12 protein-coding genes are annotated in these 14,672 nt (G+C 70.8%); 4 read left to right on the top strand and 8 right to left on the bottom strand.

Annotated elements, in window-relative coordinates; genetic code table 11:
• Positions 1-29 precede the first annotated feature (29 nt).
• Genes ATK30_RS39800 through ATK30_RS39790 form a run of 3 tightly spaced genes read right to left on the bottom strand, consistent with a single transcriptional unit; the run spans position 30 to position 2,661 of the window.
• Positions 30-860 (bottom strand): metallophosphoesterase family protein, encoded by an 831-nt coding sequence (locus tag ATK30_RS39800; RefSeq protein WP_101439857.1) that lies wholly within the window; start codon positions 858-860, stop codon positions 30-32.
• Positions 824-2,080 carry an MFS transporter gene (locus ATK30_RS39795; RefSeq protein ID WP_101439856.1) on the bottom strand — a complete coding sequence of 419 codons (1,257 nt, stop codon included), beginning with the start codon at positions 2,078-2,080 and terminating at the stop codon, positions 824-826. The genes ATK30_RS39800 and ATK30_RS39795 overlap by 37 nt, the downstream gene beginning before the upstream one ends.
• The gene (locus tag ATK30_RS39790; RefSeq protein WP_101439855.1) at positions 2,077-2,661 is read right to left on the bottom strand and encodes an ArsR/SmtB family transcription factor; all 585 of its coding nucleotides are present in this window, start codon (positions 2,659-2,661) and stop codon (positions 2,077-2,079) included. The genes ATK30_RS39795 and ATK30_RS39790 overlap by 4 nt, the downstream gene beginning before the upstream one ends.
• Before the next feature lie 271 nt (positions 2,662-2,932).
• Between ATK30_RS39790 and ATK30_RS39785 the strand changes: the two genes are divergently transcribed.
• Positions 2,933-4,558: an ABC-F family ATP-binding cassette domain-containing protein gene (locus ATK30_RS39785; RefSeq protein ID WP_101439854.1), complete on the top strand. Its 1,626-nt coding sequence runs from the start codon at positions 2,933-2,935 to the stop codon at positions 4,556-4,558.
• Between the two features lie 70 nt (positions 4,559-4,628).
• Here the strand turns inward: ATK30_RS39785 and mshC are convergent, their stop codons facing one another.
• Entirely contained in the window at positions 4,629-5,867 is a 1,239-nt protein-coding gene (mshC, locus tag ATK30_RS39780) for a cysteine--1-D-myo-inosityl 2-amino-2-deoxy-alpha-D-glucopyranoside ligase (RefSeq protein WP_101439853.1), read from the bottom strand.
• Positions 5,868-5,948: 81 nt separating this feature from the next.
• Positions 5,949-6,713: a MerR family transcriptional regulator gene (locus ATK30_RS39775; RefSeq protein ID WP_101439852.1), complete on the bottom strand. Its 765-nt coding sequence runs from the start codon at positions 6,711-6,713 to the stop codon at positions 5,949-5,951.
• 117 nt (positions 6,714-6,830) lie between these two features.
• Between ATK30_RS39775 and ATK30_RS39770 the strand changes: the two genes are divergently transcribed.
• Positions 6,831-8,144: a cytochrome P450 gene (locus ATK30_RS39770; protein WP_101439851.1), complete on the top strand. Its 1,314-nt coding sequence runs from the start codon at positions 6,831-6,833 to the stop codon at positions 8,142-8,144.
• Positions 8,145-8,214: 70 nt separating this feature from the next.
• Here the strand turns inward: ATK30_RS39770 and ATK30_RS39765 are convergent, their stop codons facing one another.
• Together ATK30_RS39765 and ATK30_RS39760 are read right to left on the bottom strand one after the other, a co-directional pair.
• On the bottom strand, positions 8,215-10,173 hold the full coding sequence (locus ATK30_RS39765; RefSeq protein WP_101439850.1) for a vWA domain-containing protein: 1,959 nt from the start codon (positions 10,171-10,173) through the stop codon (positions 8,215-8,217).
• Entirely contained in the window at positions 10,173-11,570 is a 1,398-nt protein-coding gene (locus ATK30_RS39760; RefSeq protein ID WP_101439849.1) for an ATP-binding protein, read from the bottom strand. Before ATK30_RS39760 ends, ATK30_RS39765 begins: the two co-directional genes overlap by 1 nt.
• A gap of 100 nt (positions 11,571-11,670) precedes the next feature.
• Here ATK30_RS39760 and ATK30_RS39755 point away from each other — a divergent pair, with 100 nt between their 5' ends.
• Positions 11,671-12,468 carry a hypothetical protein gene (locus ATK30_RS39755; protein ID WP_101439848.1) on the top strand — a complete coding sequence of 266 codons (798 nt, stop codon included), beginning with the start codon at positions 11,671-11,673 and terminating at the stop codon, positions 12,466-12,468.
• A gap of 322 nt (positions 12,469-12,790) precedes the next feature.
• Here ATK30_RS39755 and ATK30_RS39750 read toward each other — a convergent pair whose 3' ends face one another.
• Positions 12,791-13,834: a ferrochelatase gene (locus ATK30_RS39750; protein WP_101439847.1), complete on the bottom strand. Its 1,044-nt coding sequence runs from the start codon at positions 13,832-13,834 to the stop codon at positions 12,791-12,793.
• 87 nt (positions 13,835-13,921) lie between these two features.
• Between ATK30_RS39750 and ATK30_RS39745 the strand changes: the two genes are divergently transcribed.
• The gene (locus ATK30_RS39745; RefSeq protein WP_101439846.1) at positions 13,922-14,506 is read left to right on the top strand and encodes a TetR/AcrR family transcriptional regulator; all 585 of its coding nucleotides are present in this window, start codon (positions 13,922-13,924) and stop codon (positions 14,504-14,506) included.
• Positions 14,507-14,672: the final 166 nt, after the last annotated feature.

The following is a 14,672-nucleotide window of genomic DNA, read 5'->3' as shown; positions in this document are numbered from 1 at the left end:
CCGCGCGGGCAGTCCGGTCGCGTCCGGGCTCAGGCGGTGAGCAGCTTCCGCACCGGGACCGCGCCGCGTGCCCGCTTCCGCCACTCCCGCGGATAGCCGAGCGACACCTCCTCGAACCGCACGCCGTCCGCGGAGGTCGTGCGCGGGATGTGCAGGTGCCCGTACACGGCCAGCTCGGCGCGGTAGCGCAGGTGCCAGTCCTCGGTCTGCGTGGTGCCGCACCAGAGCGCGAAATCGGGGTAGTACAACGGGTTCGTCGGATGCCGGTGCAGCGGCCAGTGCGACATCAGGATCGTGCGGCGGTCGTCCGGGATCGCGTCCAGCCGATCGCGGGACACCTTCAGCCGTTGCTCGCACCAGGCCGCACGCGATTCGTACGGATCCGGGTGCAGGTAGTACTCGTCGGTGCAGACGACGCCGATCTCGCGGGCGTGCGCGAGCGCTTCTTCGCGGGTCTTGCCCTCCGTCGCCGGGGTGCGCCAGCTGTAGTCGTAGAACACGAACAGCGGCGCGACGGTCAGCGGCTCCGGGCCGAAGTCCCACACCGGGAACTCGTCCTCGGGGGTGAGCACGTCGATCGCCCGGACCTGCTCCACGAGGAACTCGTACCGGGCCTGGCCGCGCAGCTGGCATTCGTCGTTCGGCGTGGTCCACAGCTCGTGGTTGCCCGGGACCCACACGACCTTCGCGAACCGCTCGCGCAGCCTCGCGAGCGTCTCCCGGACGACCTTGGCGGACTCGGCGACGTCTCCGGCGACGAGCAGCCAGTCGCCGGGATCGTCGGGCACGATCTCGTCGACGATCGGGCCGTTGCCCTCGTGGGTCACGTGGAGGTCGCTGGTGGCGAAGAGAGACGGCACTCGTCCACCGTAACGACTTTCCGCGTCCGGGAGCGCCGCGACCGCCCCTTCCCCCACCCCAGAACGACCAGCCCGGCGCTCACGTGGAGGCTTGCCTGCACGTTCAGCAGCACTGTCGGCCCGGTCACCGCGACGAGCGCGCCGGCCAGCAGAGAACCGGCCGCCGTGCCCGCGGCCATCAGCGCGTAGACCGTGCTCAGCACCCGTCCCGCCCGGTCCGGGCCGGTCTCCGCCTGCACGTGCGACAGCAGCCCGGCACCGGCCACGACGGCGGGCGCACCGACCGCCATGAACAGCCCGACGTACACGCCGAGCACGGTCGTCGCGCCCGGCAGATTCCAGATCGCCATCGACAGCAGCCCCGCGGCGACCAACCCCCAGCCCTGCAACAACACCGGCGCGACCCGGCGGGCCAGCGTCGCCACCGCGAACCCGGCCGCCAGGCCTCCGATTGCCTGCACGCCGCGCAGCAGCCCGGCGTCGGCCTCGCTCCCGCGCAGGATGTCGAGCACGAACACCACGAACAGCCCCAGGAACATGCCCTGCGCGAGCGAAGTCAGCAGCGCCGACGCACTCGTCGCCCGGAGCCGCTTGCCCGCCAGATCACGGACGCCCGCGAGCCAGGCCGTCCGGTCGGGCGCGGTCTTCCGCACCGCCGCCCGCCGGAACGGGAACGCGAGCAGCAATCCCGCGGCCGCCAGCGCGACGAGGTAGCCGACGATCACGCGGTCCAGCCCGCCCCAGCCCAGCAACGCTCCCCCGGCCCAGCCGCCCGCGAGCCGCGCGACGCTGCTGTTCACGCTCATCAGGCCGTTCGCCGGGGTGACGTCCTCGACGCCGACCAGTTCCGGCACCAGCGCACTGCGCGCCGGTTCGAACACCGACGCCAGCCCTGCTTGCGCCGCCATCACCGCGTAAACCGCCGGGACCGGCAACGCGGAGCTGGCGAGCAACGGCAGCACCACGAGCGCCTGCCCGGCGCACACCGCCGCCAGCACGACCCGGCGGTCCCAGCGATCGGCGACGATCCCCGCGACCGGGCTCAGCAGCACCGCCGGCAGCAGCCCGAGCACGATGCTCAACGCGGTCGTGACCGCGGATCCGGTGCGGACGAACAGGTACACCGGCAGCGCCACCTGCAGCATCCATTCGGCCGTCTCGCCGAAGAACGCCGAAACCCAGAGCCGGGCGAATCCCGGGGCGGCCAGCAGCCGTCTCACGCCGGTTTCCCGTCGTGCCCGATCCGGCGGAAGGCGCGCATCCCGAGGAAGACCGCGCGGGCGTCCGCGGGCGCGTCCTCGCGGATTGTGCTGACATACGGCCGGACCAGGTCGTCGATCGCCTTGGTCAGCGCGGTGACCTCTTCGGGCGTCGCTTTCAGGCCGTAGGAGAAGAATCCGCTTGCCTCGCGCCACTCCTCGTCCAGCTGCTCGACCGTGTCGAGGTACCGCTGGGTCAGTTCCTGCTCCTCGGCCAGCTCGGTGCCGGTGACCGCGAGCTGCGCCGCCGTGAGCGCCGGGTCGCCGCCCGAGCCGCCGAGCACCAGCCCGACCTGGCACGCCCGCCAGGGCCGCTCCCGCCCGTCGCCGCCCTCGGCTCGCTCGACCAGGCCGTGTTCAGCCAGCTTGCGCAGATGCCAGCTGCAGTTCGACGCCGTCGAGCCGACCGCGTCCGCGCATTCGCTCGCCGTCGACGGGCCGACTGCCATCAGGTGGTGCACCAGCGCGGACCGCAGCGGGTGGGCGAGCGCGCGCAGCAGCTCGACGTCGTCGACCCGTTTCCTCGGGGGCAGTTCGGTCATCAGCCGTCCGTCCAAACTCTGAAGGGTTTCTTTCGAAACTGTTCTTTCAGAGTTGCAGGCCGGAGGTCGATCGTCAAGCCGGGCGGTTGCCCCGCCCCCGAAAAACGGTTTGCCAGACGCCGTGCGCTCCGCGTTATGCTCCCGGCCATCATGGACAGCTGAACCGAGCCCTCCCCGCATCGAGGCCGCTCCCGGTCGAGCCCTGCTCCCGGGAAGCCGCGCGTTGCCCGTCGGGGATTTCGCTTCCACCGCAAAGGCCCGGTGCTCACTCATGTCTACTGTCCTGCACGCCTCCGACCTCGTGTTCGGCTACGGCGGCCGCACCGTCCTCAACGGCGTCTCGCTCGTCGCGTCGCCCGGGAGGCGGATCGGCCTCGTCGGCGAAAACGGGGTCGGGAAATCCACCTTGCTCCGGCTGCTCGCCGGACTGGAAATCCCGCGCGCCGGCGACGTCGTGCGGCACGGCGACCTCGGCTTCCTCTTCCAGGAACTGCCGTTCGCCGGCACCGCAACGGTTTCCGACGTTCTCGACGAGGCTCTCGCCGAGATCCGCACCGCCGCCGCGACGCTCGACAAGCTGGCCGCGGTGCTCGCCGACCGCCCCGACGACCCGGAGGTGCTCAGCGAGTACGGCCATGTCCTGGAATGGGCGCAGGCCCACGACCTGTGGGACGCGGACCGCCGCGCGGACCTCGTGCTCACCGGTCTCGGGCTCGGCGACATCAAGCACGACCGGTGGCTGCACACGCTCTCCGGCGGACAGCGGTCGCGGCTCGGGCTGGCCGCGCTGCTGGTGCGGCGGCCGCGCATTCTGCTGCTCGACGAGCCGACCAACCACCTCGACGACAACGCGATGGAGTTCCTCGAACGCCATCTCGCGGAGCTGACCGGCGTCGTCGTGCTGTCCTCGCACGACCGCGTGTTCCTCGACGCGGTCTGCACGGACATCGTGGACCTGGACCCGGTTCCGGCGGACCGTCGCGTCGGCGGCGCGACGCGCTACGGCGGCAGCTACACCGACTACCTCCGCCAGAAAAAGGCCGAACGAGCGCGGTGGGAACAGCGGTTCACTGAAGAACAGGAGGAACTCAAGCAGTTGCGGGAATCCGTGCACGGGACCGCGCGCCGCGTCGCGCACAACCGTGCGCCGCGCGACAACGCGAAGATGCTCTACGACTTCAAGACAGGTCGCGTGCAGAAGCAGATTTCCCGCCGCGTCCGCAACGCGCAGCTCAAGCTCGAGACGCTGGAGCGCGAGCAAGTCCGCAAACCGCCCGCACCGCTGCGGTTTCGGGCCACGCTCACCGCGGACACCAGCGGCGAAGGCCCGGCGGTGTCGGTGCGCGGCATCGCGGTGCCGGGCCGTGTGGAGCTGGACGAGCTGGATGTGGATCGCACCGCACGGCTCCTCGTGACCGGCGGCAACGGGGCGGGCAAATCCACGCTGCTGTCGGTGCTGGCCGGTCAGCTCACGCCGTCGGCCGGGACTGTCCACTTCGGACCTGGTGTGCGAGTGGGGTTGCTGGAGCAGCACGTCACGTTCGCTCGCCCGAAGCGGACCGCGCAGGAGGTGTACCGCGCCGCGGCCGGGGAAACGGCGCCTTCGCTGTCCACTCTCGGGTTGCTGCCGCCGAGGGAACACGATCGTCCGGTCGGCGAGCTTTCCGTCGGCCAGCGTCGCCGGTTGGCGCTGGCGGTGCTGCTCGCCGAGCCGCCGGACGTGCTGTTGCTGGACGAGCCGACCAACCACCTGTCGCTCAGCCTGGCCGAAGAGCTGTCCGAAGCGCTCGACAGCGCGCCGGGCGCGGTCGTCCTCGCTTCGCATGATCGGTGGTTGCGCCGCCGCTGGGAAGGAGACCACCTCGCGTTGGCGGACGGCCAACGCGAGGATGTATAGGTCGTTATACAGTTCACTGCGCGGACAGTGGCCGGATCGATGTCCGGCCACTGTCCGGTGCTGAGCGGGCTTAGAGAACGATGCCCAGCAAGGCGTCCACGGCCTCCTTGATCAGGCCCGGAGCGGCCTGATCGGTGCCGTCGCGGCGCAGTGCCGACGTGACCCACGCGTCGATCGCCGTCAGGGCCTTCGGCGTGTTCAGGTCGTCGGAGAGGTGGTCGCGCAGCCGGGCGACGGTGTCCTCCGGGTCCGGCCCGGCCGGCAGCGCGACCGCTTCGCGCCAGCGGGCCAGCCGCTCCTGGGCGTCGACCAGCAGCTGGTCGGTCCATGCCCGGTCCTCGCGGTAGTGCCCGGCGAACAGGGCGAGCCGGATCGCCGCCGGGTCGACGCCGTCGGCGCGCAGCCGCGACACGAAGACCAGGTTGCCGCGGGACTTCGACATCTTCTCGCCGTCGAGCCCGATCATCCCGGCGTGCACATAGTGCCGGGCGAACGGGTGGTCGGCGGCGACGGCCTCGGCGTGCGCCGCGCTGTATTCGTGGTGCGGGAAGATCAGGTCGGACCCGCCGCCCTGCACGTCGAAGCCGAGCCCGAGCCGGTTCACCGCGATCGCGCTGCACTCGATGTGCCAGCCCGGCCGTCCGGCGCCCAGCTCCGACTCCCACGACGGCTCTCCCTCGCGCGCGACGCGCCACAGCAGCGCGTCCAGCGGGTGCCGTTTGCCGGGACGGTCCGGGTCGCCGCCGCGCTCGGCGAAGAACTTCGCCATGGTCTCGGCGTCGTAGTTCGATTCGTAGCCGAACCGGCCGGTCGCGTTGTGGTCGAAGTAGATGTCCGGGAACTCGGCGTCGTCCGCGCGGTAGGCGCTGCCGTCGGCGAGCAGCTTCGCGATCACCTCGACGATCTCCGGGATCGCCTCGACGGCGCCGACGAACTGCCGCGGCGGCAGCACCCGCAGCGCCTCCATGTCCTCGCGGAACAGCGCCGTTTCGCGCATGCCGAGCACGATCCAGTCGTCCGAATCGCGTTCCGCGCGCTCCAGCAGCGGCTCGTCGATGTCGGTGACGTTCTGGACGTAGTGCACCTCGTGCCCGTTGTCCCGCCACACCCGGTTGACCAGGTCGAACGCGAGGTAGGTGGCGGCGTGGCCGAGGTGGGTGGCGTCGTAGGGGGTGATGCCGCAGACGTACATCCGGGCGGCGGCGCCGGGAGCCGTCGGGCGGACCTGCCCGGTCGCGGTGTCGTGGAGCCGGAGGGGGCGGGGGGTGCCGGGCAGCCGGGGCACGGCGACGGATGACCAAGTCTGCATGCCTCCGACTGTAAGCGTGAGGTCCGTCCGCTTTCCCACCCGGTGGGAGAGACCGCCGCGCGGTCCCTCCCACCGGAACGGTCAGAGCCGCTGCCGGACGGCGTTCGCCCGGACGGCGTCACGCACGTACGCCCCGATGCCGGGCCGCTGCTCGTCCTCCCGGACGAGGAACGCCAGTTGCGCGGGCTCGTCCGCGTACAGGTCCGCGATGCGCTGCTGCATCTCGTACCCGCACTCCCCCATCACCGCGGACAGCATCGCCCGGTGCTCCTCGGCGAGCTGGCCCGCCTCCGGACCGTCCGCGGGCGCACCCGCGTCGACCAGCGCGACCAAGCGGCTGACCCAGTCCTTCCGCCGCCGCTCCGCCTCGGCCCACTCCTGCTTGGTGTCCGGCAGCCGCGCCTGCTGCCACTCCGGCGTGGAACCCCAGCGCCGGACCGCCTCCTCCGCGTAGCCTTCCGGCTCCCGGAACCCGCCGAACACTTCGAACTTCTCCTCGGGCGTCAACGCGTTGCCCATGGCTCTCGCCTCCAGCAATCGGTCGACGGCCGCGACCATGTGCGCGATCCGGTCCGCCTGCGCCACCAGCAGCTCCCGCTGCCGTTTCAGGTGGGCGTCGGCGTCGGTTCCCGGATCCGCGAGCACGGACGCGATCGTCTCCAGGGGAAAGCCGAGCTCCCGGTAGACCAGGATCCGCTGCAACTGGTCGAGATCCGCGCTGTCGTAGCGCCGGTAGCCGGCCGCGGTCCGCCCGCTCGGCGACAGCAGCCCGATCTCGTCGTAGTGGTGCAGCGTGCGCACGGTGACACCGGCCAGCGCCGCCACCTCGCCCACCCGGTAGCCCATCGCTCTCCCCCTGTTTCTTCGGCCGAACGGCCCTTGCGAGAAACCACGATCGCGCCTCACGTCGCGTGAGGGTCAAGTGTGGTGGACACCTCAGTCCGGCGCGAGTACGAACGAAGAATGGCACTGCGCACGCCGATCCGCGGCCGCTCCGCTCTTCCGCCCGGTCCGCGACTGCCTCTCGCGGCGCAAACCGTCCTCTTCGGCGCTTTCCGCAACGCCCTGCTGCCGCTGCTGCGCCGACGCTACGGCGACGTCGTGCGGCTGAAGCTGTACCCGGAGCGGTCGGTGGTGCTGGTGGGGAACCTCGACCTGGTCCGCGAGATCTTCGCCGGTCCGGTCGAGACGTTCCATGCCGGCGAGGGAAACATGGTGCTCAAACCCATGCTGGGCGCGCATTCGGTGCTGCTCACCGACGAGGAAGAGCACCGCAGGGCACGGAAACTGCTGATGCCCGCGTTCAACGGCGCCGCGATGCGCGGGTACCGCGACATGGTCGCCGAGCTGACCGTCGCGGAACTGGAGCGGTGGCCGCGGGGCCGGGCGTTCCGGGTGCACGACCGGATGCGGGCGCTGACGCTGGAAGTGATCCTGCGAGTCGTTTTCGGCGTGACCGACGGGCCGAGGCTGGCGGAGTTGCGGGTGGCCCTGGAACAGGTCGTCGACATCAGCGCGCTGGACCTTTTTGGCTGGCACAGCCCGGCGCTGCAGAAGTTCGGGCCCTGGCGGCGGAATCGGGAGCGGCAGGAGCGGGTCGACCAGCTGCTGTACGCGGAGATCGCCGAGCGGCGGGCGGCGCCGGATCTGGCCGAGCGGACCGATGTGCTGTCCCGGTTGCTGACCGTGTCCGGCGACGATCAGCTCAGCGACCTCGAGTTGCGCGACCAGCTGATCACGTTGCTGCTGGCTGGGCACGAGACCACGGCTACTGCGCTCGCTTGGGCGCTGCACGAGCTGGCCCGGGACCCGGTGACCGCCGCGGCGACTACTCGTGCCGCCGACGAGGGCGACGAGAAGTACCTGGAAGCGGTCGCGAAGGAAGCGATGCGGCTGCGGCCGATCATCTCCGAGGTTTCGCGGAAGCTGACCAAGGATGTCCAGGTCGGGCCGTATACCGTTCCGGCCGGATACATGGTGCTGCCGTCGATTTCGATGATTCACGCGGACGCGGAACATCACCCGTCGCCCGAGGTGTTCGATCCGACGCGGTTCCTCGGCAGCGGTCCGCCCGCTGGCAGCTGGTTCCCGTTCGGCGGCGGCGCACGACGGTGTCTCGGGGCGGGATTCTCCTTGCTGGAAGCGACGATCGTGCTGCGGGAGCTGTTCACGCGTTACCGGGTCAGCGCGCCCAGTCCCCGTCCGGAACGGACGAAGACCCGTCACATCACCCTCGTGCCCGGGGACGGCGCACGGATCATGGTGCGCCGCCGGTAAGTCCGTGAAGGGCTCCTTGAGGGAATGTGATTCCCTCAAGGAGCCCTTCACGGACCGTTGTCCGAGCCGGTCAGCGGCGGCGGGTGCGGAGATAGTCCCCCACGACGGCCGCGCCCAGGCCGTCCAGGTCCGGGGCCACGACGCGACCGCCGGAGCGGCGGGCGATGGTGTCCACGAAGGCTTCCAAGCGCGGGTCGTCGCCCAGCCGGAAGACGGTGACGGACGCGCCCAGTTTGGCGATCCTGTCCACTTCGGACAGTGTCTTGTAGATGGTCGCCGGTTCCGGCGGGTAGGAGAATTCCGCTTCGCCGTCGGGTTCCAGGTGAGCGGTGGGTTCTCCGTCGGTGACCATCAGGACCACCGGCTGGGCGTCTGGGTGACGACGCAGGTGGCGTCCGGCCAGCAGCAGCGCGTGGTGGGCGTTGGTGCCTTGCTCCCAGGTGCCTTCGAGACCGACCAGTTCCGGCAGTTCCACCGGCATCGCGTAGCGGCCGAAGGTGATCAGCTGCAGGGCATCGTTGCGGAATCTGGTGCTGATCAGCTGGTGCAGGGCCAGCGCGGTCCGCTTCATCGGCAGCCAGCGGCCCTCCTGAACCATGGACCACGACGTGTCGACCAGCAGCGCTACCGCGGCACGAGAGCGGTGTTCGGTCTCGATGACTTCGACGTCCTCGACGTCGAGCCGAACACTCCCCGCACCGACCGCGGTCGAGCGCAGGACGGCGTTGCGCACGGTCCGGGGAACATCCCAGGGTTGCATGTCCCCGAACCGCCAGGGGCGGCTCGAACCGGTCGGTTCGCCCGCTGCGCCCGCGGATTCGGTCTCGCGTTCCCCGGTTTTGCCCCGCAGCGAATTGACCACATCGGACAGTGCGGTCTCGCCAAGCCGGCGCAATGCCTTGGGAGACAAGCGCAGGGTGCCGTCCGCGGCGCGTTCGAACAAGCCCTGCTGGCGCAGTTCTCGTTCCAGTTCGGACAGACGACGGGCGTCGACCCCCGCGTCCGGCCCGAGCTGGCGTTCCAGCGCCTCCAGGTCGATGTCTTCCAGGCGGGCGCCCGGATACGACTGGCCCAGCTGCTCGGCGAGAGCGTCCAGCTCCGCCAGGTCGGCCATCGCCTGTGCGCCTTCGCCGAGACCCAGCGGGTCCTGGCCGCGGAAGCGCGACGACGACGTCCAGTCCTCCCCCGGCCGCAACGCGCGCAGCTGGGAGTCCAAAGCGGACAGTTGCTGCGCCAGCCTCGGGTCGCCGAAGGCTTGTTGGGCCAGCTCGGCCAGCTCGGCCCGTTGTTCCTCGGACATCGAGTTCAGCATGCGCTGCGCGGCGGCGGAACGGGCGGCCAGAACGTCGATCAGCTCGTCGACGTTCTGCGGGTTCTCCGGGAAGAACTCGCCGTGCCGCCGCATGAACTCGGCGAAGCGTTCGCCGATGTCGCTCGCGCCCTGGGCGTGCGCGGAGAGCAGCGCGTTGAGGTCGCCGAGCATCTGGTTGATCCGCTCGACGTCCTCGGGGCCGGCGTTCTGCATCGCCTGCTTCATGCCCTGGAACCGCGCGTCCAGCATCTCGCGGCCGAGGAGGTCGCGGATCTGCTCGTACTTCTGCCGGGCTTCGTCGGAACGCCAGTCGTACTCGTTCAACTCGCGAACAGCTGCGGCGGTGCCGGGCGGCAGCGCGTCCAGCTGTGCCTCGCGGAAGCGGGCCTCGTCGTCGGGGTCCGGGAAGAGTTCCCGGCGCTCGGCTTGCAGCGCTTCCTGCAGCAGCTGCTGGACTTCCCGCAGCGTGCCGTCCAGCCGGTGCCGCCGCTGGATCTGCGAACGGCGCTGCCACAGCTGACGGGTCAGCTCGTCGAGCCCGGCGGTGCGTTCGGTGCCGCGGCGCAGCAACTCCTCCAGCGCCGAACGCGGGGACGAGCCGCCCATGACCTCGCGGCCGATCTCGTCCAGCGCGTCCCGCAGGTCCGCGGGCGGGGCGAGCGGATCCGGCCCGTCGTGCCACGGGCCGTAGGAATATCCCTCCGGTAAGAGCGGCATTATTCGCCGTACACCGTCGTGCCGTCGTCGGAGTCCTTCGCCAGTCTGCGGGCGAGGAACAGCGACTCCAGGGCCAGTTCGACCGCGGCCGCGATCCGGCCGGCGGGTTCGTCCGCGGACACTCCGGCCCGCTGGGCGACCTCGTGCAGCACCGGCAGTTCCGGCAGCGCGGCGAGAACTTCCGAGCCGGGCACGCGCTCCCCGGTGGCGACCAGGTGGCCGTCCGCCACCGCGTCCGACAGCGGGCGCAGGTCCAGCCCGGCGAACCGTTCGCGGGCGGTTTCCGCGATCGCGCGGCGCATCAGGTGCACGAGGTGCTCGACCTCGCGGCCTTCCTCGCCGGGCTCGAACTCGACCTTGCCGCGCAGCACGGCGGGCACGGCGTCGAGGTCGACCGGCCGGGCGACCGCCGGGTCCTCCCCCGTCACCGCGGCCCGGCGCAGCGCGGCCGCCGCGACGGTTTCGGCCGCCGCCACCGCGAACCGGGCGGACACGCCGGAACGCTGGTCGATCACCGGCGACTCGCGCAGGTTGCGCACGAACCGGGCCAGCACCTCCAGCAGCGGCTCGCCGACCTCCGCGACGAGGTTCGCCTCCTGGCGCACCACGGCGACCTCGGACTCGACGTCGAGCGGGTAGTGCGTGCGGATTTCCGCGCCGAAGCGGTCCTTCAGCGGCGTGATGATCCGGCCGCGGTTGGTGTAGTCCTCGGGGTTGGCGGTGGCGACGAGGAGCACGTCCAGCGGCAGCCGCAGCGTGTAGCCGCGGACCTGGATGTCGCGTTCCTCCATGACGTTCAGCAGCGCGACCTGGATCCGCTCGGCCAGGTCGGGCAGCTCGTTGATGGCGACGATGCCGCGGTGCGCGCGCGGCACGAGTCCGAAGTGGATGGTCTCCGGGTCGCCGAGGCTGCGACCCTGCGCCACCTTCACCGGGTCGACGTCGCCGATCAGGTCGCCCACGCTCGTGTCCGGCGTGGCCAGCTTTTCGGTGTAGCGCTCGCTGCGGTGCCGCCAGGCCACCGGCAGGTCGTCGCCGAGTTCGGCGGCGCGGCGGATCGAGGCGGGCGTGATCGGCTCGAGCGGGTGTTCGCCCAGTTCGGAGCCCTCGATGACCGGGGTCCACTCGTCGAGCAGGCCGGCCAGGGTGCGCAGCAGGCGGGTTTTGCCCTGGCCGCGTTCGCCGAGCAGGACGACGTCGTGGCCGGCGAGCAGGGCGCGTTCGAGCTGGGGCAGCACGGTGCGGGAGAAGCCGACGATGCCAGGCCAGGCGTCGCGGCCCTCGCGCAGCGCGGCGAGCAGGTTGTCGTGGATCTCCCGCGCGATCGGGCGCGGGGCGTATCCGGCGGCGCGGAGCTCGCCGGCAGTACGGGGAAGAGCGTCGGGAACAGCGTTCACCCCTTCGACGCTACTGACCGTTCCGGCATCCGTCGATGTGGAGCGGCTCCAGCCGGGCGGGGATCGGCGGAGCCGGGAGGAACCGGTAAAATGAGCAGTCGTGTGCCGACCCAGTGCGACCCTCGCCGTCTGGTCCTCCGCGTGGCTGAACGGGGCCGCGGCGTCCGACGACGTCCTCGACGCCTTGCAGGACTGGGCCGAGGCCCACGACGTCGTCGCGGCCGATCCCGCCGCGGCCGACGCGTTCGATCTCCCGCTCGCGTTCCACCGGGCGGCGACTCCGGTGCAGCTGCTGCTCGCGCTGCGGGCGCAGGGTGCGGTGAGCGTCCAGCTGGTGCTGCCGGTTCCGGGCGATGTGCGCGGCCTGGGCGGCGGCGGGCCGTTCGCGGAGGCGGCGTTGCGGTGCGGCGAGGCTGTGGTGTTGACCGGGCTGGGGTTCGGGTTGGTGCCCGAGTCGATCGCCGAGGGGCTCATGCGGTGGACGGTGTATTCGCTCGCCGCACCGGCTTCGCTGGAGTATCAGCCGTTGCCGGACGCTGAGCACGGGTTGACCGACGCCATCCGGGCCAGCGCCGGGGCGTTGCAGGCGTTGGATGTGGCGAGCGACCGGCCGGGGGTGCGGGCGGAGTTGTCCGCGCATTTGCGGGCTCGGCCGCAGGTCGAGTGGCCTGCCGGGACGCCGGGGCGGGCGTTGCGGGTGCTGCAGCGGGCGGAGGAGATTTCGGCGATTCTCGCGGTGGCGCAGGCGGATGATCCTGGGGGCGCGTTGTCGGCGTCGGCGGTGAACCGGCGGGCGGAGGCGTTGCGGCCGTTGGCGGAAGCGGTTCGGGGGGCGCGGACTGCGTCGGTCAATGAGGCGGTGCGGGTTTTTGCTGAGCAGGGGGATCGGCAGGTTTAGCCCGTGCTGCTGGTGCGGTTTCGGCCGTCCTGCTGGTGCGGTTTCGTAGGGGGTCGGTGGTTGCGTGGGGCACCCCGAAGCTTGATTGTCATGACGGTCTGAGGGTGCTTGTCAAGGCGGGAAAGATGCCTTGACAAGCACCCTCAGACCGCATGCGGGCTTCGTATCGGGGTGCAGGGGTGGGTCTGGGTGCCTGGTCGGTCGGGTGCACCAGCGCCGGTTGGCAGTGGGTTGGGCAGGGGCTGTAGAGGGTCGGTTGCGGTTCGCGGCCGGGGCTGGGGCGCCGATGCCGCATTCGGTGCGGTTGCGGCAACGAACTTGGTCAGCGGCTGGGGCGGCGGGGCGGTTCGCAGCAGCCGACGGCGCAGGGGGCGCCGTTGAGGGTGCAGCCAGCCGCCGGGAAGGGGGAGAGTTTCCGCGCGGGGGCGTCGTCCAGGTGTTCGCGGACCAGTTCCACCACCATTTCCGCGAACCTCGGGTACGCGTCCGGCGTGGCGGCGCGGGCGAAGGCCATGCCGTGTTCGGCGGCGCGGTCGGCGGCTTCGTTGTCCAGGTCCCAGATTACTTCCAGGTGGTCCGCGACGAAGCCGATCGGGCTGACCACCACGGATTCCACGCCTTGGGCGTGCAGGGCGTCGATGTGGTCGACGATGTCCGGTTCCAGCCACGGAATCTGGGGCGGGCCGGAGCGCGACTGCCAGACGACGTCGTACTCGGCGATTCCTGCTTCAGCGGCCACGAGGCGGGCGGCTTCGGCGATCTGGCGCGAGTAGCGGCGGCCGCCTTCGGAGGGCGGGCCGGAGGCGAGGTCGGCGCTTTCCGGGATCGAGTGGGCCGTGAAAACCGTGCGGGTGCCGGGACGGTCGCCGAGTTTGGCGTGGGCGGCGCGGACCGCGTCGGCGACCGCGGCGACGAACCGCGGGTGGTCGAAGAATTGGCGCAGCTTGACCAGTTCCGGCGCGCCTTCGCCGACGGCGGCGCGGGCTCGTTCGATGTCCTCGTCGTACTGGCGGCACGCGGAGTAGCCGCCGTACGCGCTCGTCGGGAACACCAGCGCGCGCCGCACGCCCGCGTCTTTCATCTGAGCCACGGTGTCCTCGACCATCGGCGCCCAGTTGCGGTTGCCGAAGTGCACCGGAAGCTCGATGCTCTCGGCCGCGAGCTGTTTCTCGACCGCGGCGATCGCGGCCCGGTTGAGCCGGTTGATCGGCGAGACCCCGCCGAAGTGCTGGTAGTGCTCGGCGACCTCGAGCAGCCGCTCGCGCGGCACGCCCCGGCCCCGGGTGACGTTCTCCAGGAACGGCATCACCTCGTCGGGTCCCTCCGGACCGCCGAACGAAAGCCATAGCAACGCGTCGTAACCCACGGTGCTCATCCTGCCCCTGTGTCGCCCCGCACGCCCCGGCGGCCCAGTTATGTATTGCTCTGTCCAAAATGTGTTAGGGTGGGGAACATGCCGAGGCCACGAGAGTTCGACGAGACCGAAGCACTCGAAGGCGCCATGAACGCCTTCTGGGCGCGAGGATACGAAGCGACGTCGACCGAGGAACTGTGCGCCGCCACCGGACTCGGCCGCAGCAGCATCTACAACACGTTTTCCAGCAAGCACGAACTGTTCCGGCGCGTGCTGGACCACTACTCGCACCGCGGCATCCGGCTGCGGGAAGCCCTGCTGGACAACGCACCGGACGGCCTCGGCGCCATCCGCCTGCTCCTGGCCTCGACGATCGACGACGAACTCGAAAACGGCAGACGCGGCTGCCTGATGGTGAACACCATCGCCGAATTCGGCACCACCGACCCGGAAGTCGCTGCGCAGATAAACGCCGACACCGAAGCACATCTGTCCGCCCTGGTCCACTTCGCCCGCACCGGACAAGCGGACGGCAGCGTCACCCGCGACCGCGACGCCGCCGACATCGCGAACTTCATCCACGCCACCATCTCCGGACTGAGAACAATGTCCCGACGCGGCGCAGAACGAGAAGCCCTGACGTCAGTAGCAGAAATCGCGACAAGCGCAGTCGCCAGACGCTGACTGACCACCCACAACCAGGACACGGCGCTCGGTACGCCAGACCCACCCACTGCCACATCGGAGCACCAGCCCCACCCCACCAAACCGCCACCACCACACCCAACAATCGAGGCACCCACACCACCCCCGCACCCCGATACGAAGCCCCCCTGCGGTTCGGGAGTGC

Origin of the sequence: Amycolatopsis echigonensis, from assembly GCF_002846615.1 — a bacterium.
In the GTDB taxonomy this organism is placed as follows: domain Bacteria; phylum Actinomycetota; class Actinomycetes; order Mycobacteriales; family Pseudonocardiaceae; genus Amycolatopsis; species Amycolatopsis echigonensis.
The sequence above is the reverse complement of the archived record's forward strand: the minus strand, read 5'-3'. Positions and strand labels throughout refer to the sequence as shown.